Origin of the sequence: Peteryoungia rhizophila (assembly GCF_004912145.1) — a bacterium.
GTDB lineage: Bacteria > Pseudomonadota > Alphaproteobacteria > Rhizobiales > Rhizobiaceae > Allorhizobium > Allorhizobium rhizophilum.
Map to the genome: position 1 here is coordinate 181222 of NZ_STGT01000006.1, position 24848 is coordinate 206069.

Genomic DNA, 24848 nt, shown 5'->3' on the forward strand with positions numbered 1-24848 from the left:
AAACTTCGCTCTTGCCGCATGCCTTCGCGGATGCGAGAAAGCCGCATCCAAAAATTTGCATGCGGAGGCTACATCGTGCAGCAAGCGGAAATCGGACTGATCGGTCTCGGAGTCATGGGCTCCAATCTGGCGCTCAACATTGCCGAAAAGGGCAATCGGATCGCGGTCTTCAATCGCACGCCGGCGCGTACGGACGAATTCCTTGCCGAGGCCGGCGACCTGGCCGGCCAAATCATCGGTTGCCATACGATCGAAGAATTCGTCGCTGCCATCCGTCCGCCGCGCCCGATCATCATCATGATCAAGGCCGGTGAGGCCGTCGACCAGCAGATGGCGGCGCTGATGCCGCATCTCGCGCAGAACGACATCATGATCGATGCCGGCAATGCCAACTTCCGCGACACCGTCGCACGCTTCGAAAAGCTCGCCGGGACCGGCTTCACCTTCATCGGCATGGGTGTATCCGGCGGTGAAGAGGGTGCCCGTCACGGTCCCTCGATCATGGTCGGTGGCACTGAGGAAAGCTGGAAGCGCGTCGAGCCTGTGCTCACCTCGATCGCTGCCAAGTTCAACGACGACCCTTGCGTTGCCTGGCTCGGCACCGACGGCGCCGGTCACTTCGTCAAGACGATCCACAACGGCATCGAATATGCCGACATGCAGATGATCGCCGAGATCTACGGCATCCTGCGCGACGGTCTGAACATGTCGGCCGCCGAAATCGGCGAGATTTTTGGCCAGTGGAACAAGGGCCGCCTCAACTCCTACCTCATCGAGATCACCGAAAAGGTACTTAAGGCCACCGATCCCGAAACCGGCAAGCCGATGGTCGATGTCATCGTCGACGCCGCCGGCCAGAAGGGCACCGGCAAGTGGTCCGCCATTGAAGCGCAGAACCTCGCGGTTGCCGCCTCCGGCATCGAAGCGGCCGTTTCCGGTCGCGTGCTGTCGTCGCTGCGCGAAGAGCGTCTGGCCGCCGAAAAGCTCTTCGGTCTGCCGGCCCTCGCAGAGACCCCCAAGGACAAGGCCGCCTTCATCGCCGATCTCGAGAATGCATTGCTCGCCGCCAAGATCGCGGCCTATGCGCAAGGCTTTGCGGTCATGTCGTCCGCTTCGGAGGATTTCGGCTGGTCGCTGCCCATGCCGACGATTGCGCGCATCTGGCGCGCCGGCTGCATCATCCGCTCGCAGTTCCTCGACGAGATCACCTCGGCCTTCACCAAGGATCCGAACGTGCCGAACCTCGTCGTGACGCCGGCCTTCGCCGCCATGGTCAAGGAAACCGACGGGGCGCTGCGCCGCGTCGTTGCCCATGCCGCACTCTCGGGCCTTCCGGTTCCGGCGATCGCCTCTGCGCTCTCCTACTTCGACACCTATCGTCGCGGCCGTGGCACGGCGAACCTCATCCAGGCGCAGCGAGACTTCTTCGGTGCCCATGGCTTCGATCGGCTCGACGGCAAGGACTTGCATCACGGTCCCTGGGCCGGCCAGTTCTGAGCGCCGTGTAAGCCACATTCTGACCGAGGCCCGATATCCCGCGATGTCGGGCCTCACTTCTTTCGGAGGCTCACCATGACCCATGCGCTCACGCTTCTCGGCACCAAGGGCGGGCCGGCCATCCGCCCGGGCGGACCCAATCCGACCTCTATGCTGCTGACGCTCTCCGGACGCCGCATGGTGATCGATTGCGGGCTCGGCGTTTCGCGCGGTCTCGTCGAGACGGGCATGTCGCTGAAGGAACTCGACCTCATCTTCATCACTCATCTGCATTCGGATCACGTGCTGGAGCTTGGTCCACTGATCCATACCGCGTGGACGACCGGGCTCGACCATCCGGTGACTGTCTACGGTCCGCCGGGCACCCACGCCGTCTGGACAGGCTTCCTCGCCTCGCTCGCCTATGACATCGAAACGCGGATCGCCGACGAGGGACGTCCGGACCTCGCGTCGCTCGTCACCGTGACCGAATACGGCCCCGGAATAGTCCTCCAAGATGGCGACCTCGAGGTCGAAGCGTTGCGGGTCGATCATCCGCCTGTCACGGATTGCTTCGCGCTGAAGGTCTCGGGCTCCGGCAAGACGGTGGTTTTTTCGGCCGATACCGCGCCATTCCCGCCGCTTGCCGACTTCGCCCACCATGCCGACATTCTGGTGCACGAGGCCATGCTTCCGGAGGGGCTGGACAGCATCGTCAGGCGCACGGGAAACGGCAGCCGCCTGCGCGAGCATCTCGTTGCCTCGCATAGTTTCGCGGCAGATGCTGCCGGCATCGCGCAGGAGGCAGGCGTGGGCATGCTGGTGCTCAACCATCTCATTCCGGCCGATGACCCTGCCTTTACCGAACAGCACTGGCGTGCGGCGGTCACGCCCATCTTCGCTGGTGAGGTCGTGGTCGGTCGTGATGGGCTCACCATTTCCCTGTGAACAAGTCGCACCAGTCCGCCAGTCGCTTTCTGAGTGGTTAAAATTCTAATTCTTGTCTTATCACGGAGTTAAGAGGTGGGGCCTAGCGTGGCGCGATAGTTAATTAAACCGCTCGAATTTCAGGCTTTTCTGATGTTTTCCATCGATATTCAAACGGTCTACCTGGTCAGCTTCGCCGTTCTTGCCGTATTCGCCGTCGTCTTCCTTCGCCACTGGCGCGAGGATCCGGATCGCATCGAATTCGTGCTCTGGGCGGTCGGTGCGGGCGCGGGCTCGCTCGGTGCCTTCCTGGGGCTCGTCAGCGACAGCTATTTCATCGGTACGTCCTTCGCCGAGAGTTATCTGCTGCTCGCGGCAGCGTTTGGCTGGCAGGGCTTGAGGCTCTTCGATCACAGGAAGTTCGACCTGCGCCTGGCCATTGCCGGTCCTGGCCTCTTCTTCGTACTCACAGCATCCGCTCCGGTTTTCGAGCAGGATGCCAATGCCCGCATTCTGTTCCTGTCCATGCTCGGGGCGCTCTATTCGGCCCTGATCGCGTGGGAGCATAGGATCTCGGAGCGCGAAGAGCATCTGGCCAACCGGCGGGCTGCCCGTATCTGGTTCTCGCTGCAGGCCGGACTTCTGTTTTTGGCCGGGCTCGCCACCTTCATTGCGCCCGTGCCACAGGACGGTGTCTCGGCTGGGCTGCCTTTCTGGACCGCGCCTGCGGTGCTCGCGGTCTTCCTGCAGTCCATTGTTGCGCCGCTTTCCTTCCTGCTTCTGTTGCGCGACCGTCTCGTCGTCGAGACGCGGTGGGCGAGTGCCACGGATTCGCTCACCGGTCTCGCCAACCGATTCACCTTTCTCGACATGCTGCAGACGCTCTCGACCAAGGTGCGCGGGGAGGGTGCTTTCCTCTATGTCGATGTTGACCATGTGAAGCGCATCAATGATCGGTTTGGCCATTCCGGCGGAGACGAGGTGCTGAAGAATTGCGCGGAGATCATCCTGCGGGAACTGCCGGAACACGCGCTGCTCGGTCGCCTCGCCGGTGCGGAATTCGCAGCCTATGTGCCCTTCTGCAAGGTCGAGGAAGCGGAGAAACTCGCCCACATCATCCACGACAGCGTGGAACAGCAGATGTTCTTCCTCGACGAGGAACTCGTGCCGGTCACGGTCAGCGTCGGCGTCGCTCATGGCGCCATGCAGGTGACGGCGGATGAACTCCTGAAGCGGGCCGACGCGGCACTGCATACGGCCAAGGTCAATGGCCGCAACTCCGTCGTCGTCTGGACCGATGGCCAGCGGCCGTCTTTCGCCTGATCTTTCGCGATGACAACGGAAAAGCCGAGGGAGCTCAGCTCTCCCGGTCCTATTCCCAGCGGGGCTTGCTGACGCTCTGCAGAAGTTCCGCGTCGACACCGTCGATGCGGGCGATCACGGCCTTGGCGAGTTCTCGGCCGGTCTGGCGCACGTCCTCATAGACGGCAATGATTTCCGGGCGGATCCAGTTGAGGATCGGCGTGCTCTGCTTGGCGACGAGGTCCAGCTCGCGACCGACACGCTTGCCTGCGGCCTCGATCCCGGCATTGGCGGCGATCCCGCTGCTGCCGGATGACGAGATGATGCCATCCGGTGCGTCCGGTCCGCTCATCAGATCCTGGATCGTCGCGCGGATCTGCTCCAGCGAGGCGTCGATATTGATGTGTACCGGCACTTCCTCGGCACCGAAGGATTTCAGGCCCCGCATGAACCCGTCGAACGTATGCTGGTAGTAAGTGAGCTTGGCCGGTGGCGGCAGGAGCGCGATGCGCCTGCGCCCCCGCTGGACCAGCCGCTCGACCGCGGCATAGGCGAAAGCCTCGTTATCGAAATCGTGAAACGGGTGCTGGACGCCCATATTGGTGCGGCCATGGGTCGCGAAGGGCATGTTCTGTTCCATCAGCAACCGGACGCGGGCGTCATCGGGTTCGGTTCGCGAGATGATCACGCCATCGGCCGATCCCGTCTCCAGGATGTAACGCACCGGCAGCATCGGATCCTTGCTGTGAACATGCGGCGTTACGACGATGTGATAGGGAGTGCCGGCCAAGACCTCGGAAATGCCGACGACCATCTGATTGGCAAAGCCGAGGATCTCCTCGTCTATGCCCAGCACTAGCGCAATGACATTGGTCTTGCCCGTCCGCAGGCGAACACCTGCGCGGTTCGGCTGGTAACCCAGCTGCCGGGCGACCATGCGCACGCGTTCCTTGGTCTCTGCACCAATGTCCGGCGCGTCCTTCAATGCCCGCGAGACGGTGGTAATGCCGAGACCTGTCATGAAGGCGATGGTCTTGAGCGTCGGTCGCTCCTTCGTCGCCCCTGGACGGTCCATCAGTCCGCTGCCCTGCTGATCTGCCATGTCGTCCCCGCACTTCGAAAGTCTCGCTTATAGTGAGCTTTCATCTGCCTGCAAACAGTTTGCCCGGCACCCCCTCCCGGCGCGCTGAAACGAAAATCTGAAACGATACAGGTGTTTTGTCGAGCCTTTTTCCATGCTGCGCTGCGAAGGGATGCAACCCTGAGGTGATTGGCCGGGTTTTCCCCGCCTGTCCGATCGCGGCTTCGGCTAGATCTCGCAATTGCAGCATTAAATTCTCCATTTCAGCCTAAGGTACGGTCACTGCAACGATACAAGCGATGTTGCTGCGCAATATATGACTTTTCCAAAGCGATTTGAGAGACGGCGCTCCGCTGCACGCCAGCGCTGAATCGGTGTTGCAACAGAAAATTTACAATCGAGTAGGTTGCGCTCCAAAAATCTTTGACATAAGTTTTTCCGGCAACGTTTCAGTGAGGGAGGAGACTCATGAATTACCGTAGCTTCGCGGCAGCTTTGGCCGCAACCGTCGTCATGCCGTTCGCAGCGGCGCACGCCACCGATCTCGAAGTGACCCATTGGTGGACATCTGGCGGCGAAGCCGCAGCCGTCGCCGAGCTTGCCAAGGCATTCGATGCCACCGGCAACAAGTGGGTCGATGGCGCCATCGCCGGATCCGGCGGTACTGCCCGCCCGATCATGATCAGCCGTATCACCGGTGGTGATCCGATGGCTGCAACCCAGTTCAACCACGGCCGCCAGGCCGAGGAACTCGCCGAAGCCGGCCTGATGAAGGACCTGACGGCTGTCGCCGAGAAGGAAGGCTGGAAGGACATCATCAAGCCGGCAAGCCTGCTCGAAAGCTGCACGATCGACGGCAAGGTCTATTGCGCCCCGGTCAACATCCACTCCTGGCAGTGGCTGTGGCTTTCGAACGCAGCATTTGAAAGTGCGGGCGTCGCGGTGCCGAAGAACTGGGACGAATTCGTCGCAGCCGCACCCGCTCTCGAAGCCAAGGGGATTATTCCGCTCGCCGTCGGCGGCCAGCCCTGGCAGTCGGCCGGTGCCTTCGACGTGCTGATGGTCGCGATCGCCGGCAAGGAAACCTTCGAGAAGGTGTTCAAGGAAAAGGATGCGGACGTCGCAGCCGGACCCGAGATCGCCAAGGTCTTCAAGGCCGCCGACGATGCCCGCAAGATGTCCAAGGGCTCGAACGTCCAGGATTGGAACCAGGCAACCAATCTGGTCATCACCGGCAAGGCCGGCGGTCAGATCATGGGTGACTGGGCGCAGGGCGAATTCGCTCTGGCGAACCAGGTTGCCGGCAAGGACTATACCTGCCTTCCGGGCCTCGGCGTGAACGAGATCATCTCGACCGGTGGTGACGCGTTCTACTTCCCCGTTCTCGATGACGAAGAAAAGTCCGCTGCACAGGACGTTCTGGCAGCGACCCTGGTCGCACCCGCAACGCAGGTCGCGTTCAACCTGAAGAAGGGTTCTCTGCCGGTGCGCGGTGACGTCGATCTCGCCGCTGCCAACGACTGCATGAAGAAGGGTCTGGAGATCCTCGCCAAGGGCAATGTGATCCAGGGCACCGACCAGCTGCTTTCGGCAGACAGCCAGAAGCAGAAGGAAGACCTCTTCTCGGAGTTCTTCGCCAATGCGTCCATGACCGTCGAAGACGCGCAGAAGCGCTTCGCCGACATCATCGCATCCGCCGACTGATGTGACTGGTTGACACCAATCCGGCCGGGGCTTCAGCCCCGGTCGGTGACTTGCCAACTTCGACCGGGAATGCGGATTGCCGCAGGGCGTTTCAACGATCCTATCTGTGCTGTCGCGCAGTCGGATCGGTGCGCGACTTCTCCCGTGTCCAGGACGAGGAGACGGACCCATGGCACGCCAAGCCCATGCCGGTCGACCCAACAAACTGTTTCGCAATCTGAATGCCAAGATTGCATCCATACCCATGGTTCTGACCGCGATGGTCATCTTCCTGGGTGGTACCATCTGGACGGTCGTCTATTCCTTCACCAATTCGCGGCTTCTGCCCCGCGCCAATTTCGTCGGCTTCGAGCAATATGAGCGCCTCTGGGACGCGCCGCGATGGATCATCTCGATCCAGAACCTGGCGATCTACGGCCTTCTGTCGCTGGTCTTTTCGATCGTGATCGGTTTCCTGCTCGCAGCCCTGATGGACCAGAAGATCCGCTTCGAGAACGCGTTCCGGACGATCTTCCTCTATCCTTTCGCGCTGTCCTTCATCGTCACCGGCCTCATCTGGCAATGGATCCTCAACCCTGATTTCGGGGTGCAGTCGATCGTGCGGTCGCTGGGTTGGGAAACCTTCACCTTCAATCCGCTCTACAATTCCGAGATCGTCATCTACGGCATCTTGATCGCCGGCCTCTGGCAGGGAACGGGTCTTGTGATGTGCCTGCTGCTGGCCGGTCTTCGCGGCATCGACGAGGATATCTGGAAGGCCTCGCGCGTCGACGGCATTCCGATGTGGAAGACATATCTCTTCATCATCATCCCGATGATGCGCCCGGTCTTCATCACCACGCTCGTCATCATCACGTCTGGCATCGTCCGTCTCTACGACCTGGTCGTCGCCCAGACCAGCGGCGGTCCCGGCATCGCATCCGAAGTGCCGGCGAAATACGTCTACGACTACATGTTCCAGGCACAGAATCTCGGCCAGGGCTTCGCTGCATCGACCATGATGCTGCTGACGGTCGCGATCATCATCATCCCCTGGGCCTATCTCGAATTCGGAGGAAAGAAGCGTGGCTAATCCCGGTTCCCTCAACACCACTGCCGCCGGTTTCGACGCCGTTTCCGATCATGTCGGGTCGGGCCCACGCGGGGCCAAGCCGAAGCGCACCTTCTCGGGTCGCAACATCATGCTCTATGGATCGCTGATCTTCTTTGCGATCTATTATCTGATCCCTCTCTACGTAATGATCGTCACCTCGCTCAAAGGAATGCCGGAGATCCGTCTGGGCAATATCTTTTCGCCGCCGATGGAGATCACCTTCGAACCCTGGGTCAAGGCCTGGGCGACCGCCTGTACCGGCCTCAATTGCGATGGTTTGTCACGCGGCTTCTGGAACTCGGTTCGCATCACCGTTCCCTCGACGCTGATCTCGATCTTGATCGCCTCGGTGAACGGCTATGCGCTGGCCAACTGGCGCTTCAAGGGTGCGGAGCTGTTCTTCACAATTCTCATCATCGGCGCCTTCATTCCCTACCAGGTGATGATCTATCCGATCGTCATCGTGCTCCGGGAAATGGGCATCTACGGCACGCTGACCGGTCTCGTGCTCGTGCACACCATCTTCGGCATGCCGATCCTGACGCTGCTCTTCCGCAACTACTTTACCTCGCTGCCGGAAGAGCTGTTCAAGGCCGCGCGCATCGATGGGGCAGGCTTCTGGCAGATTTACTTCCGGATCATGCTGCCGATGTCGCTGCCGATCTTCGTCGTTGCGATGATCCTGCAGATCACCGGCATCTGGAACGACTTCCTGTTCGGCGTGGTCTTCACCCGGCCGGAATATTACCCGATGACCGTGCAGCTCAACAACATCGTCAATTCGGTCCAGGGCGTGAAGGAATACAACGTCAACATGGCCGCAACATTGCTCACCGGCGCCGTGCCGCTGTTCGTCTACTTCGTTTCCGGACGTCTCTTCGTCCGGGGTATCGCCGCCGGCGCAGTCAAGGGTTAAGCTCATGTCGCACAGTGTATCGATCAAGGACCTCTCGTTGAGCTTCGGCGCCGTCAAGGTGTTGGAAAACCTCAATCTCGACATCGTCGATGGTGAGTTCATCGTTCTCCTCGGCTCATCCGGCTGCGGCAAGTCCACGCTGCTCAACTGCATCGCAGGTCTGCTCGAGCCGACCGACGGTCAGATCTTCATCAAGGGCAAGAACGTGACCTGGGAAGAGCCCAAGGACCGCGGCATCGGGATGGTGTTCCAGTCCTATGCGCTTTATCCGCAGATGTCGGTGAAGAAAAACCTCTCCTTCGGCCTGCAGGTCGCCAAGATGCCGAAGGACGAGATCGAAAAGCGTGTCCAGCGGGCCGCCGACATCCTGCAGATCGGGCCATTGCTCGACCGCAAACCCTCGGCACTCTCGGGTGGTCAGCGGCAGCGCGTCGCCATCGGCCGAGCACTGGTGCGCGACGTCGATGTCTTCCTGTTCGACGAGCCGCTCTCCAACCTCGATGCCAAGCTTCGTTCGGAACTGCGCGTCGAGATCAAGCGCCTGCACCATAATCTCAAGAACACGATGATCTACGTCACCCACGACCAGATCGAGGCGCTGACGCTTGCCGACCGAATCGCGATCATGAAGAGCGGCGAGATCCAGCAGCTCGCCGATCCGAATACGATCTACAACCAGCCGAGAAACCTCTTCGTCGCCGGCTTCATCGGTTCGCCGTCGATGAACTTCCTGCATGGCGACCTCGTCAATGAGGGCGGCGAGATCTTCTTCCGCACCCATGATGTGCTGTTCTCGGTGAAGGGGTATCGCTCGGAGGAGCCGCTTGCTGGTGGCCGCAAGGTCGTGCTCGGTGTCCGGCCGGAGCATATCAAGGTCGATGAGGAAAACGGCATCGCGGAATTGCACGAGGCGGTGGTCGACATCGAGGAGCCCATGGGTGCCGACAACCTGCTCTGGCTCAAGCATGCCGGTCATACCATGTCGGTCCGCATCAGCGGCACGCGCCGTTATGCACCGGGCGCCAAGGTGCGCCTCGGCTTCGACATGGAAGTGGCCTCGCTCTTCGATGCGCAGACCGAAGAGCGCATCTGACATGTTCCCCCCTGCGCCCCGGGCTGTGACCGGGGCGCCTTTTTCTTCTGCAGGACGAGTATCATGACTGAGAGTGCAAACGGCGGCGTCATCGATCTTCACGGCGAATGGCATCTCGCTTGCGTCGATGGCGCACACGAGGCGGCGATCACGCTGCCCGGTGACGTGCATTCGGCTCTCCATGCGGCTGGTCTGATCCCCGATCCCTATTTCGGCCGCAACGAGGAAGTCGTGCAGTGGGTCGCCGAACGCGACTGGTCGATTGAGCGGAGCGTCGTGATCCCGGATATTTCCGGCAGTTGGTATCTCGACATCGACTATCTCGACACAGTGGCCGTCGTGTTCGTCAACGATATCCCGGTGCTATCCGCCGACAACTGCTTCCGCCGCTATCGCCCCGATGTCAGCCACGCGCTGCAGCCGGGCGAAAACACGATCCGTATCCTCTTCCATTCGAGCATCACGGCCGGCGCCGAGCGGCAGGCGCGCCAGCCCTTCTACATTCCCTATTCCACGGCCAATTCGCCGATCCCCAACGGCAATATGCTGCGCAAGCCGCAATGCCATTTCGGCTGGGACTGGAACATCGCGATCGCGCCGCTCGGGATCTACGGCACGCTGTCGCTGAAAAAGCTCGATCCGGCGCGCATCGAGCATGTGGAAACCGAGCAGGTCCATCACGCTGATGGTCGCGTCGAGCTCAAGGTTACCGCTACGATCCACTCCGTTGAGCCGGCCGTCGTGCCCGTTCATTTCGACCTGGACGGCGAACGCGTGCGTCTCGATGTCGGCATCTCCGCCGGTGAGACCAAGGTCGTGCATGTCTTCGAGATCGAGAGCCCGCGCCTCTGGTGGCCGGCTGGTTCCGGCGAGCAGGCGCTGTATACGCTGACCGTTGACCTGCCGACCGAAACCGTCACGCGCCAGATCGGTCTGCGCACAGTCGAACTGATCACCGATCCGGACGAGGCCGGCAGCCGCTTTGCGCTCAAGGTCAATGGCCGCGAAATCTTCTGCCGTGGTGCCAACTGGATCCCGGCGGATGCGCTCTTCTCCCGCTCGTCGCAAGAGAAGACGACTGATCTCCTGAATTCCGCCGTCGCCGCGCATATGAACATGATCCGCATCTGGGGTGGTGGTTTCTACGAGGCCGACTGGTTCTACGACCTCTGCGACCGGCTCGGCCTGATGGTCTGGCAGGATTTCATGTTCGCCTGCAACCTTTACCCCTGCACCGAAGACTTCCTCGACAACGTCGCGCACGAAGTCGAGTATCAGGTCAAGCGGCTCTCCAGTCACGCCTCGATCGTCATATGGTGCGGCGACAACGAACTCGTCGGGGCGCTCACCTGGTTCCCGGAATCCCGCGACAACCGCGACCGCTATCTCGTCGCCTATGACCGCCTCAATCGCACCATCGAGCAGGGCGTGAAGAAGTCATTCCCGCAAGGAATCTGGTGGCCGTCGAGCCCGGCTTCTGGCTATCTCGACTACGCCGATGCTTGGCATGCCGACGGCTCCGGCGACATGCATTACTGGTCGGTCTGGCACGAGAATAAGAGTTTCGATAATTACCGAACCGTCAAACCACGCTTCTGCTCGGAATTCGGCTTCCAGTCCTATACCTCGCTGCCGGTCATAGAGAGCTTTGCCGACAAGGCCGACATGAACATCGCCTCGCCGGTGATCGAGTTGCACCAGAAGAATGCCGGCGGAAACGAGCGGATCGCGGGCACGATGTTCCGCTATTTCCGATTCCCCAAGGATTTCGCCAACTTCGTCTATCTGAGCCAGATCCAGCAGGGCCTTGCCATCAAGACGGCCGTCGAATACTGGCGGTCGCTCAAGCCCCATTGCATGGGCACTGTTTACTGGCAGCTCAACGACACCTGGCCGGTCGCCTCCTGGTCCAGTCTCGATTACGGCGGCAGCTGGAAGGCGATGCATTACATGGTGCGTCGCTTCTTCCAGCCGGTCGCGGTTGCCGCCATTCCGTCCGAAGACGGTAGCAGCATTGTGCTCTCCATGGTCAACGATACGCTCGATACCGTTACGATCGACGCCAACCTTTTCGTCCTGACGTTGTCGGGGGAGCGCATTCCGCTCAAAAGTGTGCAGGGCGATTGCGGTCCTGACGCCGCCGACGTGCTTGTTACCCTCGATGCCAGCGAGATCCCGGCCGATGGCCTGCTTGCCTGGAGCTTCACGGTTTCGAACGGCATGACCGGGGAGGGGCATTTCATCAACGGCACCTACAAGGCCCTCGACCTGGAACCGTCCCGTCTGGATATCTCCGTTTCCCCAACCGGCGACGGTGCGTTCGAGGTGACGGTCACGTCCCAGGGCTTGGCACTCTTCGTCATGCTCGAAAGCGCAACCCCCGGCCGTTATTCCGATAACGCCTTCGACCTCTCGGCAGGAGAGAGCCGCCGCATCACCTTCAAACCGGAGGCCGTGCTGCCCGCAGGCAACGTGCCGGACTTCCGCATCTACGATCTCTACACCTGCCAGTCGGTGGACTGACAGGCGATACCAATAAGGCCCTGGGCGCCCGATCCAGGGAAAAACGAGGAGGAGACTACCCCCATGACCAAACTCGGCTTTCAGCTTTACAGCGCCCGCAATTTCCAGCCCTTCAGCGGCATCTATCCGAAACTCCAGGCCGCCGGTTACAGTGAGGTCGAAGGCTACGGCGCCCTCTATGCCTCGCTTGCCGATGGCGAACTCGACGCCTTCCGCAAGGAGCTTGATGACAACAGCCTGGCCATGCCGACCGCCCATTTCGGCCTCGACATGATCGAGAACGATCCGTCCCGTGTGATCAAGATCGCTAAGACGCTCAGCATCGAGGCGATTTACTGCCCCTATTTGATGCCCGACCAGCGTCCGACGGATGCGAGCGGCTGGTTCGCTTTTGGCCAGCGCCTGCAGGCTGCCGGCAAGCCGCTGCGCGACGCCGGCCTCGTCTTCGGCTGGCACAATCACGACTTCGAATTCGTGGCGCTACCGGACGGCTCCACCCCGCAGGAACAGATCTTCGCCGGCGGTCCCGAACTCGACTGGGAAGCCGATATCGCCTGGGTCATCCGCGGCAAGGCCGATCCCTTCGCCTGGATTGAAAGCTACGGCAAACGCATCAGCGCCGTGCACGTGAAGGACATCGCGCCTGCCGGCGAGAATACCGACGAGGATGGCTGGGCCGATGTGGGCCACGGCACGGTCGATTGGAAGGGCCTGATCGCGGCGCTGAAGAGCACCCGCGTCAAGCATTTCGTCGTAGAACACGACAATCCCAAGGATATCGACCGGCTGATCACCCGCTCGATTGCCGCCTTCAACACCTACTGAACCCATCGCAGAAGCAGGATATCCCCATGGCACGCGAACTCGGCGTCGGCATCATCGGATGCGGCAATATCTCCACCACCTACTTCTCGCTGGCGCCGCTATTTCGCGGCCTGAAGGTCGTCGCCTGCGCAGACATCAACATGAATGCAGCGCAGCTGCGTGCCGAGGAATACGGCGTCAAGGCGCAGACGATCGACGAACTTCTCGCCAATGACGAGGTCGACATCGTCGTCAACCTGACGATCCCGGATGCGCATTATCCGGTGTCGAAACAGATCCTCGAAGCCGGCAAGCACGTCTATTCGGAAAAGCCGCTGGTGCTCTCGCTCGAACAGGGCGAAGACCTGCGTGCGACTGCAAAGGCCAAGGGCCTCTCGGTCGGCTGCGCGCCGGACACCTTCCTCGGCGGTGCACACCAGCTGGCGCGTGCCTATATCGACAAGGGCGGCATCGGCCGCGTCACCTCGGGCACCTGCCATGTCATGAGCCCCGGCATGGAGATGTGGCATCCGAACCCGGACTTCTTCTTCCTGCCCGGCGGTGGCCCGATCCTTGACCTCGGCCCTTACTACATCGCCAATCTGATCAACCTGATCGGCCCGGTGAAGCGCGTGGCGGCCTTGACCTCCATGGCGAACGAGACCCGCACCATCACCAGCCAGCCGCGCAGTGGCGAAACGATCCCGGTCAAAACCCCCACCAACATCCACGCGCTCCTGGAATTCCAGAACGGCGCGACCATCACGCTGTCTGCCAGCTGGGATGTCTGGAGCCACCGCCACGCCAATACCGAACTCTACGGTACCGACGGCTCGCTCTACGTGCCGGATCCGAACTTCTTCGGCGGTGTCGTCGAGGCCTCGGGCCGCAACAAGGATATCCAGCCGCTCGAAGCCTGGGACCATCCCTTCGGTCGCAACAACCAGGAAAGCCCGCAAGGTCCGCGTGCCAACTACCGCACGGCGGGGCTCGCGGACATGGCGGTCGCGATCCTCGAAGGTCGCGATGCCCGCTGCTCGCTCGACCGCACCCTGCACGGCGTCGATGTCATGGTGTCGATCCTGAAGTCGGGTGAGACGGGTGAATTCGTAACTCTGTCGACAACCTGCACTCAACCGGCGGCACTGGGTATCGACGAAGCGCAGGCTCTGCTTAGATAAGAGGAGTGATGTTGTCTCCCCCTCATCCCGCTGCCGGGACCTTCTCCCCGCAGGCGGGGAGAAGGGGGCACGCGGCCGCCGCATCGGCCTTCTCCCCGTTTGCGGGGAGAAGGTGGCGGCAGCCGGATGAGGGGCAGCATCGCTCAACAGACCTCCCGGGAGACAACCATCCATGACCTATACCCCCGCCGAAAACCGCTATGAGCGGATGACCTATAATCGCTGCGGCAAGAGCGGGCTGAAACTGCCGGCGATCTCGCTCGGCCTCTGGCACAATTTCGGCAATGACACGCCGCATGCCACCAAGCAGGCGATCTGCCGCAAGGCCTTCGACCTCGGCATCACCCATTTCGACCTCGCCAACAATTACGGCCCGCCGGCCGGCTCCGCGGAAGAAGCCTTCGGCGAAATCCTCAAGACCGATTTTCATGGGCTTCGCGACGAGCTGATTATCTCGTCCAAGGCCGGCTACAACATGTGGCCCGGTCCTTACGGCGAGTGGGGCAGCCGCAAATATCTGATCGCCTCCTGCGACCAGAGCCTGAAGCGCATGGGCCTCGACTATGTCGACATCTTTTATTCGCACCGCTTCGATCCCGATACGCCGCTCGAAGAAACCTGCGGCGCACTCGACCACATCGTCCGGTCGGGCAGGGCTCAATATGTCGGGATTTCCTCGTACAATTCCAAGCGCACCCGCGAAGCCCATGCCATTCTGAAGAGCCTCGGCACACCGCTGCTTATCCATCAGCCGAGCTATTCGATGATCAACCGCTGGATCGAAGAGGATGGCCTGATCGACACGCTCGAAGACCTCGGCGTCGGCTCGATCGTGTTTTCGCCGCTCGCCCAGGGCATGCTGACGTCCAAATATTTGAACGGCATTCCGGAGGGCGCCCGCGCGGCGCAGGACAAGTCGCTCGATCCTGGTTTCCTCAACGACCGCAACATCGAGAATATCCGGGGTCTCAACAAGATTGCCGAGAAGCGCGGCCAGACGCTGGCGCAGATGGCGCTGTCCTGGGTGCTGCGCGGTGGCCACATCACCACCGCCCTGATCGGCGCGTCGAAGCCGAGCCAGGTCGAGGATTGCGTCAAGGCGATCGAGACGCCTGATTTCACAGCGGAAGAGCTCGCCGAAATCGACGTCTTCGCCAAGGACGCCGACATCAACCTCTGGGCGGCCTCTGCCGAACGCAAGGGCCCGCCGCGGAAGAAGAAGTAGAAACCCATCTCCCCCCTTGCGGGGGAGAACGGGATTTCAGCAGCTTAGCGTGAGCTAAGTGCTAGAAATCCCAAGAGAGGGGCTTGTCAGTCGGGCAGCCCCTCTCCTGAAGAATCTAGGGCTTGAGGCTTCGGCTAAGACCCTGATTTTTCTTCCTCTCCCGCAGGGGGAGAGGTAATCACGGAGGAACCACACGCCATGATCATCAACCCCATCCTGCCGGGTTTCAATCCGGACCCGTCGATCTGCCGCGTGGGCGACGACTACTATATCGCCACCTCCACCTTTGAATGGTTTCCGGGCGTGCAGATCCACCATTCGCGTGATCTCGCCAACTGGGAGCTCGTCTGCCGCCCGCTCAACCGGAAAAGCCAGCTCGACATGCGCGGCAATCCCGACAGCTGCGGCGTCTGGGCGCCATGCCTGTCCTATGCAGGTGGCTTGTTCTGGCTCGTCTATACCGACGTCAAACGCTTCGAGGGATCGTTCAAGGATGCGCACAACTACATCGTTACGGCGCCTGCGATCGAAGGCCCCTGGTCCGACCCCATCTATGTCAATTCCTCCGGTTTCGACCCCTCGCTCTTCCATGACGATGACGGCCGCAAGTGGTTCCTCAACATGCATTGGAACCATCGTCCCGAGGCGCGCAACACCATCGGCCATGCCAAATTCGACGGCATCCTGCTGCAGGAATGGGACCCGAAGACGAAGACGCTCACCGGCCCGATCAGGAACATTTTCGAGGGCAGCAGGCAGGGGCTGGTCGAGGGGCCGCATGTCTTCAAGCGCAACGGCTGGTATTATCTCACCACTGCGGAGGGCGGCACAGGCTACGACCATGTCGTGACCATGGCACGGTCGCGGTCGATCGACGGTCCCTACGAGATGCATCCGAACACGCATCTCATCACCTCGAAGGATGACCCGGACGCCGTTCTGCAACGCGCCGGCCACGGGCAATATGTCGAGACGCCCGATGGCCAATTCTACCACACCCATCTCTGCGGCCGGCCGATGGCGCCGAAGCGCCGCTGCACGCTGGGTCGCGAAACGGGCCTGCAGAAATGCGTCTGGAAGGACGATGGCTGGCTTTATCTCGAACAGGGCGGTGTCGTGCCGGCGGTCGAGGTTCCGGCCCCCGGTGGTGCAGTAAAACGCGAGGAGCCTGTCGAGATCGTCAGAACCTTCGACAGCCCGAACTTACCGAAGGAATTCCAATGGCTCCGCACACCGCAGCCGGAGCGCCTTTTCAGCCTGACTGAGCGGGCAGGGCACTTACGCCTCTTCGGTCGGGAAAGCATCGGTTCCTGGTTCGAACAGTCGCTCGTTGCCCGCCGCCAGGAGCATCACAGCTTCCGCGTCGAAACACGCCTCGACTTCACCGCCGACACCTACCAACAGGTCGCAGGCCTGACCCATTACTACAATCGTTACAAGTTCCACGCGCTGGGGGTCTCGACGGACGAAAAGCTCGGCCGCTCGCTGATCATCCTGTCCTGCCCGGGTGACTATCCGTCGGGCAGCCTCGAGTTCCCAATCGGCATGGGCCAATCGATCCCCGACGGCGCCATCGATCTCGCCATGGAGATCATCGACAACGACCTGCAATTCTCCTGGCGCCTAGCGGGTGAGGTTGACTGGCAGCCCATCGGCCCCGTGCTCGATGCGGGCGTCGTCTCCGATGAAGGCGGCTTCGGCGAACACGGCTCCTTCACCGGCGCCTTCGCCGGCATGTTCTGCTTCGATATCACGGGGCAGGGCAAACCTGCAGACTTCGAGCGGTTCGTCTACCGGCGAGGCTAAGGCGGCGCGCACCTTTTCCCCGAACGTCGTCCTCGGGCTTGTCCCGAGGATCTACTGAGCCTTCATCCAACTCAACTGCAGCGGATGCTCGGGCCAGGCCCGAGTATCACGGCACCGCAATGGGTGTTGTACGGATCATTATCCGAATAGGACGATTGCCACCATGAGCAGAGAGAGCGGACTGGTAACGCCGAAGAGAATGAAGCCGACGACCGTCAAGATAGCCCATATGAGCCAGAATGGTCGATAATGCCCGTTGCGGTAGCCGAGATAACTCACGAACAGGTTTGCACCCCACAGAGCGAGAGCCAGACCGTTCGAGGCTATGCCAATTCTTGGCAACAGGAACGCTATCGCAGCAAGGCCTACTGCCGTCAGCAGCAAATGTCTGTTCTGCGTCAACCCCGTTGTGCCGTTCTCTTGGGTTCAACCATAGGCGCCGCTTATCCCAGCCGCTCTGCATGCCACTTCAAATGATCCTCCATGAAGGTCGAGATGAAGTAGTAGGAGTGGTCATAGCGCTCATGCATGCGCAGCGTCAGGCCGATATCCGTGCCCTTCACCGCCTCCTCGAACTTCCAGGGCGCAAGACCCGTCTCCAGGAAGCTGTCGGCCTTGCCCTGGTCGATCAGGAATTCCGGGAAGCGCGCGCCGTCCTCGACCAGCGCGCAGGCATCATACTCCCGCCACTTCGCGCGGTCGGCGCCGAGATACTTCTCGAACGCGTCCTGCGTCCAGTCGGCGGTTAGCGGATTGACGATCGGGGCGAAGGCCGAGCAGCTCTTGAAGCGATCGGGGTTCTTGAGCGCAATCGTCATCGCGCCGTGGCCGCCCATGGAGTGGCCGAAAATGCCCTGGCGGGACATGTCGGCGCGGAACTGTTCGGCGATCAGCGCCGGGAGTTCCTCGATAATGTAGGAATACATCTGGTAGTGTTCGGCCCAGGGTGTTTCGGTGGCGTCGAGATACATGCCCGCACCCTTGCCCATCTTCCAGTTGGTCAGTTCGTCGGGCACGTCATTGCCGCGCGGGCTGGTATCCGGGCAGACCACGATCAGGCCGAGTTCGGCGGCCATGCGGCGATATTCACCCTTTTCCATCACGTTGGCATGGCTGCAGGTGAGCCCTGAGAGATACCAGAGAACGGGGCGCTTTTCCTGAGTGGCCTGGGGCGGCACGAAGACGGCGAAGGTCATCTCGGTGCCGGTCACTTCGGACTGGTGCGAAAAGACGCCCTGCATGCCGCCGAAGGCAGTGTTCTGGGAGAGAATGTTCATCGGCGCTTTCCTTCTGTGAACAGGTTCAGCCGGCGAGCGATACCGCCGCATTGACGGCGGCCGCGATGAGCACGGCATTGAAGAAATAGGAGACGGTGGCATGCAAAAGGTTGAGCTTGCGCATGGCCGTCGAGGTGATCGAGACGTCGGCCGTCTGCGCCGTCATGCCGACCACCAGCGAGAAGTAGAGAAAGTCGTAGCCGCAGGGCTGCGGCGTTCCGGGAAAATCGAGCCCGCCGCGCCGCCCGTTTTCGTGGGTCCGCGATGGGCGCCAATAGACATGGGCGTGATGCATCGCCGCCATGGTGTGGATCGTCAGCCAGCCGAGCACGACGGAGGCGAAGGCGAGAAGCAGTTCCACCGGATTTGCCGAGCCGTGGCTGTTGAGCGCGAGGAAGAGTGCGCCGATGGCGACGATGATCGCCAGCGTGGTGACCGACAGGATGATGAAGGTCGGCGCGTCCGCGACATCTGCATGCTGTTTCAGATAGGCAGGCGTCAGGCGCCTCAGCCGCAGGAAGGCCAGCCCGAGATAGACGGTGAAGAACAGAATGGCAGGCACTTCGATCGCGACTTGCGGCGCGTAGACGAGCACCAGCGGCAAGCTGGCGATTGCCAGGGCGCCAGCGATCAAAACAGAGCGATAGCGATGGTCGAGCACCGAATTCATGAGGGCATTCAAAGCGTCGCGCCCGTCCCGTGGTGGCCTTGCCGAAGGCTCACTTCTTGATCCGGCGGCAGAGCCTGTCAAGCGTTTCGAGGAAGGCCGAACGATCCCGCGGCGAAAAGGCGGCATTGTAGCCCTTGCTCTCGCCGGTCTCGCGCAAATGCGCGCCGAGATCGCGCATCGCCGTCGCCATGCCGATATTGGCCTTGTCGAAGATCCGCCCCGTCGGTCCGGTCACCTGCGCACCGGCGGCCACGCAGCGCCCGGCAAGCGGCACGTCGGCCGTGACCACGATATCGCCTTCGCCGCAGCGCTCGGCGATCCAATCGTCGGCCGCGTCGAAGGCGCCCGAGACGATGATGTTCTTGACCATCGGATCGCGCGAGGGGCGAAGACCGGAATTGGCGACGAACGTGACGGGCAGATCATGCCGCTCGGCGACTTTCAGGATCTCCGGCTTTACGGGGCAGGCATCAGCATCGACATAGATTTCGGGCATACTCTTACTTTTTCAGGCTGCGGGCATAGGATTCGAGTACGGCATTCATGCGGGTCTGATACCCCTTGCCCGTCGCGCGAAACGCCTGCAGTACGGATTTCTTAACCCTGAGGGTGATCTGCTCCGTGCCTTCTGGCTCAACAATCACCGCGTCCTGCCAGAAACGGTCGTCGAGTTCAGGAATATCGCTCGTATCAATTGCGTCGTCGTCGAGGTCAGCGAGTTCCTCAAGGCTGAGTTCTTTGTCGAAGCGCTTCTGCATAACGCTCCCTTTCTCTTCGTTTGGCCGGTCGGGCCGAGATCAACCGGATGCGCCCATACCTGTCCGTATGTGTGACGACGATGACGAATAAACCGTCGATCCTGCCGATACTGTTTATCCGCGCCTCGCCATAGTCACGTCGATGATCTGGCGCACTGATTACGACATCGTCGAATATGCGGCGAGCTCGATCGAAGCTCAGACCGTGTTTGGCGACGTTCGCCGCATTCTTATCGTCATCCCATTCGAACGAAATTGTAGCCACAAAAGTACCTACCGGCAAGGAGTCCCCCGGGGCAGTGTGCCGCAAATTCCACAGCGCGAATACCTATCCCCGCCTCAGCATATCCACGTGCGGAATCTCATCCTCCAGATACCCTTCCGAGATCACCTCGAAGCCGAGAGACCCGTAGAACTTCTGCAGATGGCTCTGCGCTGAAATCTCGATCGGTTCTCCCGGATGCCGCTTCTCCACCTCGGCGATTGCTTCGCGCATCAGAGCCTCGCCCAGTCGCTTGCCGCGATGGTTTGGCGAAACCGCGACACGGCCGATGCGGGGATGATGCTCCGGCGTCGGCCGCCACAGCCTTGCACAGGCGAGCAGATCGGCTCCATCGATCAACCGCAGATGCAGGCAGTCGATATCGTTGCCGTCGAGTTCCGGATAAGGGCAGTGCTGCTCGACGACGAAGACGTCAACGCGCAGCTTGAGCATCTCGTAAAGCTCGACGGCGGAGAACTCTTCGAGCCTCCGCACATCGACAATGTAGGCAGGCCCCGTGCTCAATAGACCACGACGCCCCGGATGCTTTCGCCCTTGTGCATCATGTCAAAACCCTTGTTGATGTCTTCGAGCGGCATGGTGTGGGTGATCATCGGGTCGATCTGGATCTTGCCGTCCATGTACCAGTCGACGATCTTCGGCACATCCGTGCGGCCGCGTGCGCCGCCAAAGGCGGTGCCCATCCAATTGCGACCGGTGACCAGCTGGAAGGGGCGGGTCGAGATCTCCTGGCCGGCACCCGCGACGCCGATGATGACCGACTTGCCCCAGCCGCGATGCGAGGCTTCGAGTGCCTGGCGCATGACCTTGGTGTTGCCGGTGCAGTCGAAAGTGTAGTCGGCGCCGCCGATCAGGTCGCCGTTGCGTTTGGTCATGTTGACTAGATAGGGCACGATGTCGCCCTCGACGTCCTTCGGATTGACGAAATGCGTCATGCCGAACTTTTCGCCCCAGGCCTTGCGATCCGGATTGATGTCGACGCCGATGATCATGTCGGCACCGGCAAGGCGCAGGCCCTGCAGCACGTTAAGACCAATGCCGCCGAGGCCGAAGACGATCGCGGTTGCACCGATCTCGACCTTGGCGGTGTTGATGACAGCGCCGATGCCGGTCGTCACGCCACAGCCGATGTAGCAGATCTTGTCGAAGGGCGCGTCCGGGTTGACCTTGGCGACCGCGATCTCCGGCAGAACCGTGTAGTTCGCGAAGGTCGAGCAGCCCATGTAGTGGTGGATCTTGTCCTTGCCGATCGAGAAGCGCGAAGTGCCATCCGGCATCAGGCCCTGGCCCTGGGTGGAGCGGATCGCGGTGCAGAGATTGGTCTTGCGGCTGAGGCAGGAATAGCATTCGCGGCATTCCGGGGTGTAGAGCGGAATGACGTGGTCGCCCTTCTTCACCGAGGTGACGCCCGGGCCGACATCGACGACGATGCCCGCACCCTCATGGCCGAGGATCGCCGGGAAGAGGCCTTCCGGATCGGCGCCCGAAAGGGTGAAATCGTCGGTGTGACAGATCCCGGTGGCCTTGACCTCGATCAGCACTTCGCCTGCCCTCGGGCCTTCCAGCTGAACGGTCATGACCTCGAGCGGCTTCCCAGCCTGAACGGCGACGGCGGCGCGGACATCCATGGTTTTTCTCCCTGACAAATCGTTGGGCCGGACTTTCGCACGGCTGAGGCATCCGGCTCAAGGGGTGATCCGGATTTTATCAATAGTCTGATTTTTATCGGCTATTTTGAATGAAGCGCGGGAAAATGCGATGCGGCATCCGCCCGCAGCTGGCCGGTCTGGCGCGGGTCCTCGAAGATCTCGACCATGCGCTTATAGGGCGTGAAGCCGGAGCGCTGGTAGAAGGCCAGCGCTGCCGGGTGGTCGAGATGGCAGGTGTGCACCCAGAACCGGGTGATGGGTTTTTCCCAGGCCTTGTCGAGCGCGGCATTCATCAGGATTCGCCCGGCACCGGAGCCGATCAGGCTCTTGTCGAGACCGAAAAAGGCAAGCTCGCATTGGCCGGCTTCGCGAAAATCGAGTTCCAGCAATCCCAGCCGTTCGCCGTTGCGCATCAAGGCATGGATCTCCACGTCCGGATCCTGGATGATCGCCATGAGCTTGTCGTCGTCCATGACGGCGCGGGAGACCCAGAGCCAGTCCTCACCGACGCGGCGGTAGAGCGCGCGATACTCTTCGAGCGAGGGTGACGGCCAGCGCTCGACTGTCAGGCCTTCAGCGGGCGGGTTCGGGCGCGGCGCGGGTTTGGCAGACATTTCGAGGCATGTGACGATCGTTGCGAGCATGTTCGCGGGGACGTCGTAATAGCCGGCGGGCAAGTGAGCGTTTTCAGTGTCCATGCGTCTTTGGACCGCGTCATCGGCGAACTGTCAAGCGGGCAGGAGGACGGCGGCTGGCTTCAGTCAAAAAGCCTGTCGCAGGCATAGACGACGGCGTAGACATGCATGGCGAGCGCGGCATAGTAGCCAAAGCCGGTCATCAGCCGTTCCGGCGCATTCATCGGCGTCAGTGCCTCGCGTGGCTTCACGGATTTCGTGCGGATCATGCTGAGCAGGGTGAAGAGTGCGACGCCAACGATGAGGGATGGCGCACCGAGCCCGATCCGCCATCCCGTCCAGATCACGCCGCCGGTGACGAGAAAGCTGGTGATGGCGAGCAGACGCTGTTCTTCAAAGACCTGTCGCAAGACCTGGCCGCCATCGAAGCGATAGGTGGGCAACAGATTCAGCAGATTGAAGGCTCCGAGGATCACGAGAAAGACGAGGATGGGGCCATCTGCCGCGAGCGGGTGGGAAATCTCCATTGCCGATTGGTGGGCCGCGACAAGGATCGGAACGAGCAGAGCCGAAAAACCCGCGCCCATGAGCGCGCAGGTCGCGACCTCGAAACGGCTATTGTAGGGGCGCCCACCGATCGCGATGCCACCCAGCATTGGCACGAAGAGCATGCGTGTCGTCGCATGGCCAAAAGCGCGATAGGCGACCATGTGGCCGAGTTCGTGCAGCAGGATGACAAGAGTCAGAAAGATCGAGATCATCAGGCCTTGCGCATTCATGCCGAAGAAGGGCCAGAGGATAAGGGTCGAGAGAACGACGAGCATTGTCTGCCAGGCCGGATGCTCGAAATGCAGAAGCGTCGATCTCGGGCTCTCCTCGACATGGTCCCGGAGTGCGGAGAGCTCGCGGGCGAGCGCCACGCGCCGGAACAGATAGAAGGCAAGGCCGCGAAAATTGTCGGTCTGCTCGAAGGTCACGCGGCTGCCGAGCGGGGCTCGTTCGATCTTTCGGCTCTCCTGGTAACCCTCCCAGAAAGACTGGTCGAGCGTGCTGTCTCCGACGACCCTGAGGTGGCAGGAAAAGCTCCCGGCCGATGTCATGGCCGTGCGATCAACGATCATGGTGCGGCGGCTGGGCTGTCCGTGGCGATCGGGATGGCGGTAGGCAAATTCCACGAGGTCGGGCTTGCCGTCGACCGGTTCCACGGCAATCACATTCGGATGCCAGACCGTCTGGTCTCCGGCGGGACGGGTGATGTTCCACAATTCTTCAGGTCGTTCACGGATGATCCGGCTGATGCGGATCGTCCTGCGCCCGAGGGGGGCTGCCATCAGTAGCCACAAGAGACCCAGATTGAAGGCGGCCAGAAAGATTGCGGCCTGATATGTCGCCAAGACGCCTCTCCCGGTGATGCAGTTGAATGCGCCCAAACTAGGGGAGAAGCCTTATGATTTGATGGCTGGAACCGTTAAAATTCGATCGGTCTCGACGTTCGTCTCAGCCTGCCTCGGCAATTGATTGCGCCGGTGATGCCCGCCTCTGTTCGCGCCACAATATGAATAACCCGGAGCCAACGATGATCATGATTCCCAGCCATTTCGAGGGCGTTGGGAATTCGTCGAAGAGGAAATATCCGAGCGCCACGGCGGCGATGATCTCGAAATATTGAAACGGCGCCAGGACCGACAAGGTGGCCATGCGGAAGGCTCGCACCACGAGAAGATGGATATAACCGGAAATGGCGCCGAGCAGGACCAGCAAGCCGAGACCGAGGGCCGCGTTCGGAAGCGAGATTTTGAAGTCTGCCTCTCCGGCCGAGGTCCCGATGATGAGGGCTGCACCCATGAACAGCGTGCCGCCGATGCCGGCCATGGTCTGCATGGTCATCGGTGTATCGGCTTCACCGATCGCCCGGTTGAGAAACATGTAAAGCGCATAGAGGAAAGCGCAGGCGACCGGCAGCAGGGCCGTGAGGCCGAAGACCTCATAGCTCGGCTGGATGACGATCATGGCACCACTGAAGCCGACGGCAATTGCGAGCCAGCGGCGCCAGCCGACCTTCTCCTTGAGGAAGACTGCCGACATCGCCGTCAGGATGAAAGGTTCAACGAAATAGATCGCGAAGACGTCCGCCAGCGGCATGTATTTCACCGCCATGAAGAACATCAGACTGGCTGCCCCGTGTATCGCTCCACGCAGCAGGTTGACCCAGGGACGCTTGGCGGAAAAGGCCGCCATGCCATTGAGGGCGATCAGGACCGGCAGCACCGAGGCGAGCTGGAAGAAGAAGCGATAGAAGGTAATCTGGCCGGGCGACATACCGCCCACGGTCGCCATGTATTTCGCGATCGCATCCATGACCGGCAGCACGAACATGCAGCCCGCCATGAGAACCATGCCGCGAAGGGGATCGGAGGACGAGTTGTGCATATGGTGGGACTCGAA

23 protein-coding genes are annotated in these 24848 nt (G+C 61.2%); 12 read left to right on the top strand and 11 right to left on the bottom strand.

Features of this window, described 5'->3' with window-relative positions; genetic code table 11:
- The first annotated feature begins 75 nt into the window (after positions 1 to 75).
- From gndA to E9677_RS22090, 3 genes are all read left to right on the top strand, one after another.
- Entirely contained in the window at positions 76 to 1497 is a 1422-nt protein-coding gene (gene gndA, locus E9677_RS22080) for an NADP-dependent phosphogluconate dehydrogenase (protein WP_136560218.1), read from the top strand.
- A 75-nt stretch (positions 1498 to 1572) separates the two neighbouring features.
- Entirely contained in the window at positions 1573 to 2424 is an 852-nt protein-coding gene (locus E9677_RS22085; RefSeq protein ID WP_136560219.1) for an MBL fold metallo-hydrolase, read from the top strand.
- A gap of 132 nt (positions 2425 to 2556) precedes the next feature.
- A complete protein-coding gene (locus tag E9677_RS22090) occupies positions 2557 to 3726 on the top strand; it encodes a GGDEF domain-containing protein (RefSeq protein ID WP_136560220.1) in 1170 nt (389 codons plus the stop codon).
- Positions 3727 to 3775: 49 nt separating this feature from the next.
- Here E9677_RS22090 and E9677_RS22095 read toward each other — a convergent pair whose 3' ends face one another.
- Positions 3776 to 4807, bottom strand: a complete 1032-nt coding sequence (locus E9677_RS22095) for a LacI family transcriptional regulator (protein ID WP_235883067.1) — start codon at positions 4805 to 4807, stop codon at positions 3776 to 3778.
- A 447-nt stretch (positions 4808 to 5254) separates the two neighbouring features.
- On the opposite strand from E9677_RS22095, the gene E9677_RS22100 reads away from it, so the two are divergent.
- The 9 genes from E9677_RS22100 to E9677_RS22140 all read left to right on the top strand — a co-directional run bounded on the left by E9677_RS22100 (position 5255) and on the right by E9677_RS22140 (position 17131).
- Entirely contained in the window at positions 5255 to 6490 is a 1236-nt protein-coding gene (locus tag E9677_RS22100) for an ABC transporter substrate-binding protein (RefSeq protein WP_136560221.1), read from the top strand.
- A gap of 169 nt (positions 6491 to 6659) precedes the next feature.
- Complete coding sequence (locus E9677_RS22105) at positions 6660 to 7562, top strand: carbohydrate ABC transporter permease (protein WP_136560222.1); 903 nt, start codon at positions 6660 to 6662, stop codon at positions 7560 to 7562.
- Positions 7555 to 8499 carry a carbohydrate ABC transporter permease gene (locus E9677_RS22110; RefSeq protein WP_136560223.1) on the top strand — a complete coding sequence of 315 codons (945 nt, stop codon included), beginning with the start codon at positions 7555 to 7557 and terminating at the stop codon, positions 8497 to 8499. Before E9677_RS22105 ends, E9677_RS22110 begins: the two co-directional genes overlap by 8 nt.
- Before the next feature lie 4 nt (positions 8500 to 8503).
- Positions 8504 to 9592 (top strand): ABC transporter ATP-binding protein, encoded by a 1089-nt coding sequence (locus tag E9677_RS22115; protein WP_136560224.1) that lies wholly within the window; start codon positions 8504 to 8506, stop codon positions 9590 to 9592.
- A gap of 63 nt (positions 9593 to 9655) precedes the next feature.
- Positions 9656 to 12115: a beta-mannosidase gene (locus tag E9677_RS22120; RefSeq protein WP_136560225.1), complete on the top strand. Its 2460-nt coding sequence runs from the start codon at positions 9656 to 9658 to the stop codon at positions 12113 to 12115.
- 63 nt (positions 12116 to 12178) lie between these two features.
- Positions 12179 to 12940, top strand: coding sequence for a sugar phosphate isomerase/epimerase family protein (locus tag E9677_RS22125; protein WP_136560226.1), 762 nt, complete (start codon positions 12179 to 12181; stop codon positions 12938 to 12940).
- A gap of 26 nt (positions 12941 to 12966) precedes the next feature.
- Complete coding sequence (locus E9677_RS22130) at positions 12967 to 14100, top strand: Gfo/Idh/MocA family protein (RefSeq protein WP_136560227.1); 1134 nt, start codon at positions 12967 to 12969, stop codon at positions 14098 to 14100.
- A 172-nt stretch (positions 14101 to 14272) separates the two neighbouring features.
- Positions 14273 to 15325 (top strand): L-glyceraldehyde 3-phosphate reductase, encoded by a 1053-nt coding sequence (mgrA, locus tag E9677_RS22135; RefSeq protein ID WP_136560228.1) that lies wholly within the window; start codon positions 14273 to 14275, stop codon positions 15323 to 15325.
- A gap of 198 nt (positions 15326 to 15523) precedes the next feature.
- Positions 15524 to 17131 (top strand): glycoside hydrolase family 43 protein, encoded by a 1608-nt coding sequence (locus tag E9677_RS22140; protein ID WP_136560229.1) that lies wholly within the window; start codon positions 15524 to 15526, stop codon positions 17129 to 17131.
- Positions 17132 to 17574: 443 nt separating this feature from the next.
- On the opposite strand, the gene fghA is transcribed toward E9677_RS22140, so the two are convergent.
- From fghA to E9677_RS22190, 10 genes are all read right to left on the bottom strand, one after another.
- A complete protein-coding gene (gene fghA, locus E9677_RS22145; protein WP_136560230.1) occupies positions 17575 to 18408 on the bottom strand; it encodes an S-formylglutathione hydrolase in 834 nt (277 codons plus the stop codon).
- 25 nt (positions 18409 to 18433) lie between these two features.
- Complete coding sequence (locus E9677_RS22150) at positions 18434 to 19078, bottom strand: DUF1345 domain-containing protein (protein WP_136560231.1); 645 nt, start codon at positions 19076 to 19078, stop codon at positions 18434 to 18436.
- 49 nt (positions 19079 to 19127) lie between these two features.
- On the bottom strand, positions 19128 to 19574 hold the full coding sequence (locus E9677_RS22155; RefSeq protein WP_136560232.1) for a YaiI/YqxD family protein: 447 nt from the start codon (positions 19572 to 19574) through the stop codon (positions 19128 to 19130).
- 4 nt (positions 19575 to 19578) lie between these two features.
- Positions 19579 to 19836: a BrnA antitoxin family protein gene (locus E9677_RS22160; protein WP_136560233.1), complete on the bottom strand. Its 258-nt coding sequence runs from the start codon at positions 19834 to 19836 to the stop codon at positions 19579 to 19581.
- The gene (locus E9677_RS22165; RefSeq protein ID WP_235883075.1) at positions 19802 to 20101 is read right to left on the bottom strand and encodes a BrnT family toxin; all 300 of its coding nucleotides are present in this window, start codon (positions 20099 to 20101) and stop codon (positions 19802 to 19804) included. Before E9677_RS22165 ends, E9677_RS22160 begins: the two co-directional genes overlap by 35 nt.
- A gap of 63 nt (positions 20102 to 20164) precedes the next feature.
- Complete coding sequence (locus E9677_RS22170; RefSeq protein ID WP_235883068.1) at positions 20165 to 20623, bottom strand: GNAT family N-acetyltransferase; 459 nt, start codon at positions 20621 to 20623, stop codon at positions 20165 to 20167.
- Positions 20620 to 21747 carry an S-(hydroxymethyl)glutathione dehydrogenase/class III alcohol dehydrogenase gene (locus E9677_RS22175; protein WP_136560234.1) on the bottom strand — a complete coding sequence of 376 codons (1128 nt, stop codon included), beginning with the start codon at positions 21745 to 21747 and terminating at the stop codon, positions 20620 to 20622. The genes E9677_RS22170 and E9677_RS22175 overlap by 4 nt, the downstream gene beginning before the upstream one ends.
- 101 nt (positions 21748 to 21848) lie before the next feature.
- Positions 21849 to 22466 carry a GNAT family N-acetyltransferase gene (locus E9677_RS22180; RefSeq protein ID WP_136560235.1) on the bottom strand — a complete coding sequence of 206 codons (618 nt, stop codon included), beginning with the start codon at positions 22464 to 22466 and terminating at the stop codon, positions 21849 to 21851.
- Positions 22467 to 22525: 59 nt separating this feature from the next.
- Positions 22526 to 23797, bottom strand: a complete 1272-nt coding sequence (locus E9677_RS22185; RefSeq protein WP_136560236.1) for a zinc metalloprotease — start codon at positions 23795 to 23797, stop codon at positions 22526 to 22528.
- A gap of 103 nt (positions 23798 to 23900) precedes the next feature.
- Positions 23901 to 24833, bottom strand: a complete 933-nt coding sequence (locus E9677_RS22190; protein WP_136560237.1) for a DMT family transporter — start codon at positions 24831 to 24833, stop codon at positions 23901 to 23903.
- Between the last annotated feature and the right edge of the window lie 15 nt (positions 24834 to 24848).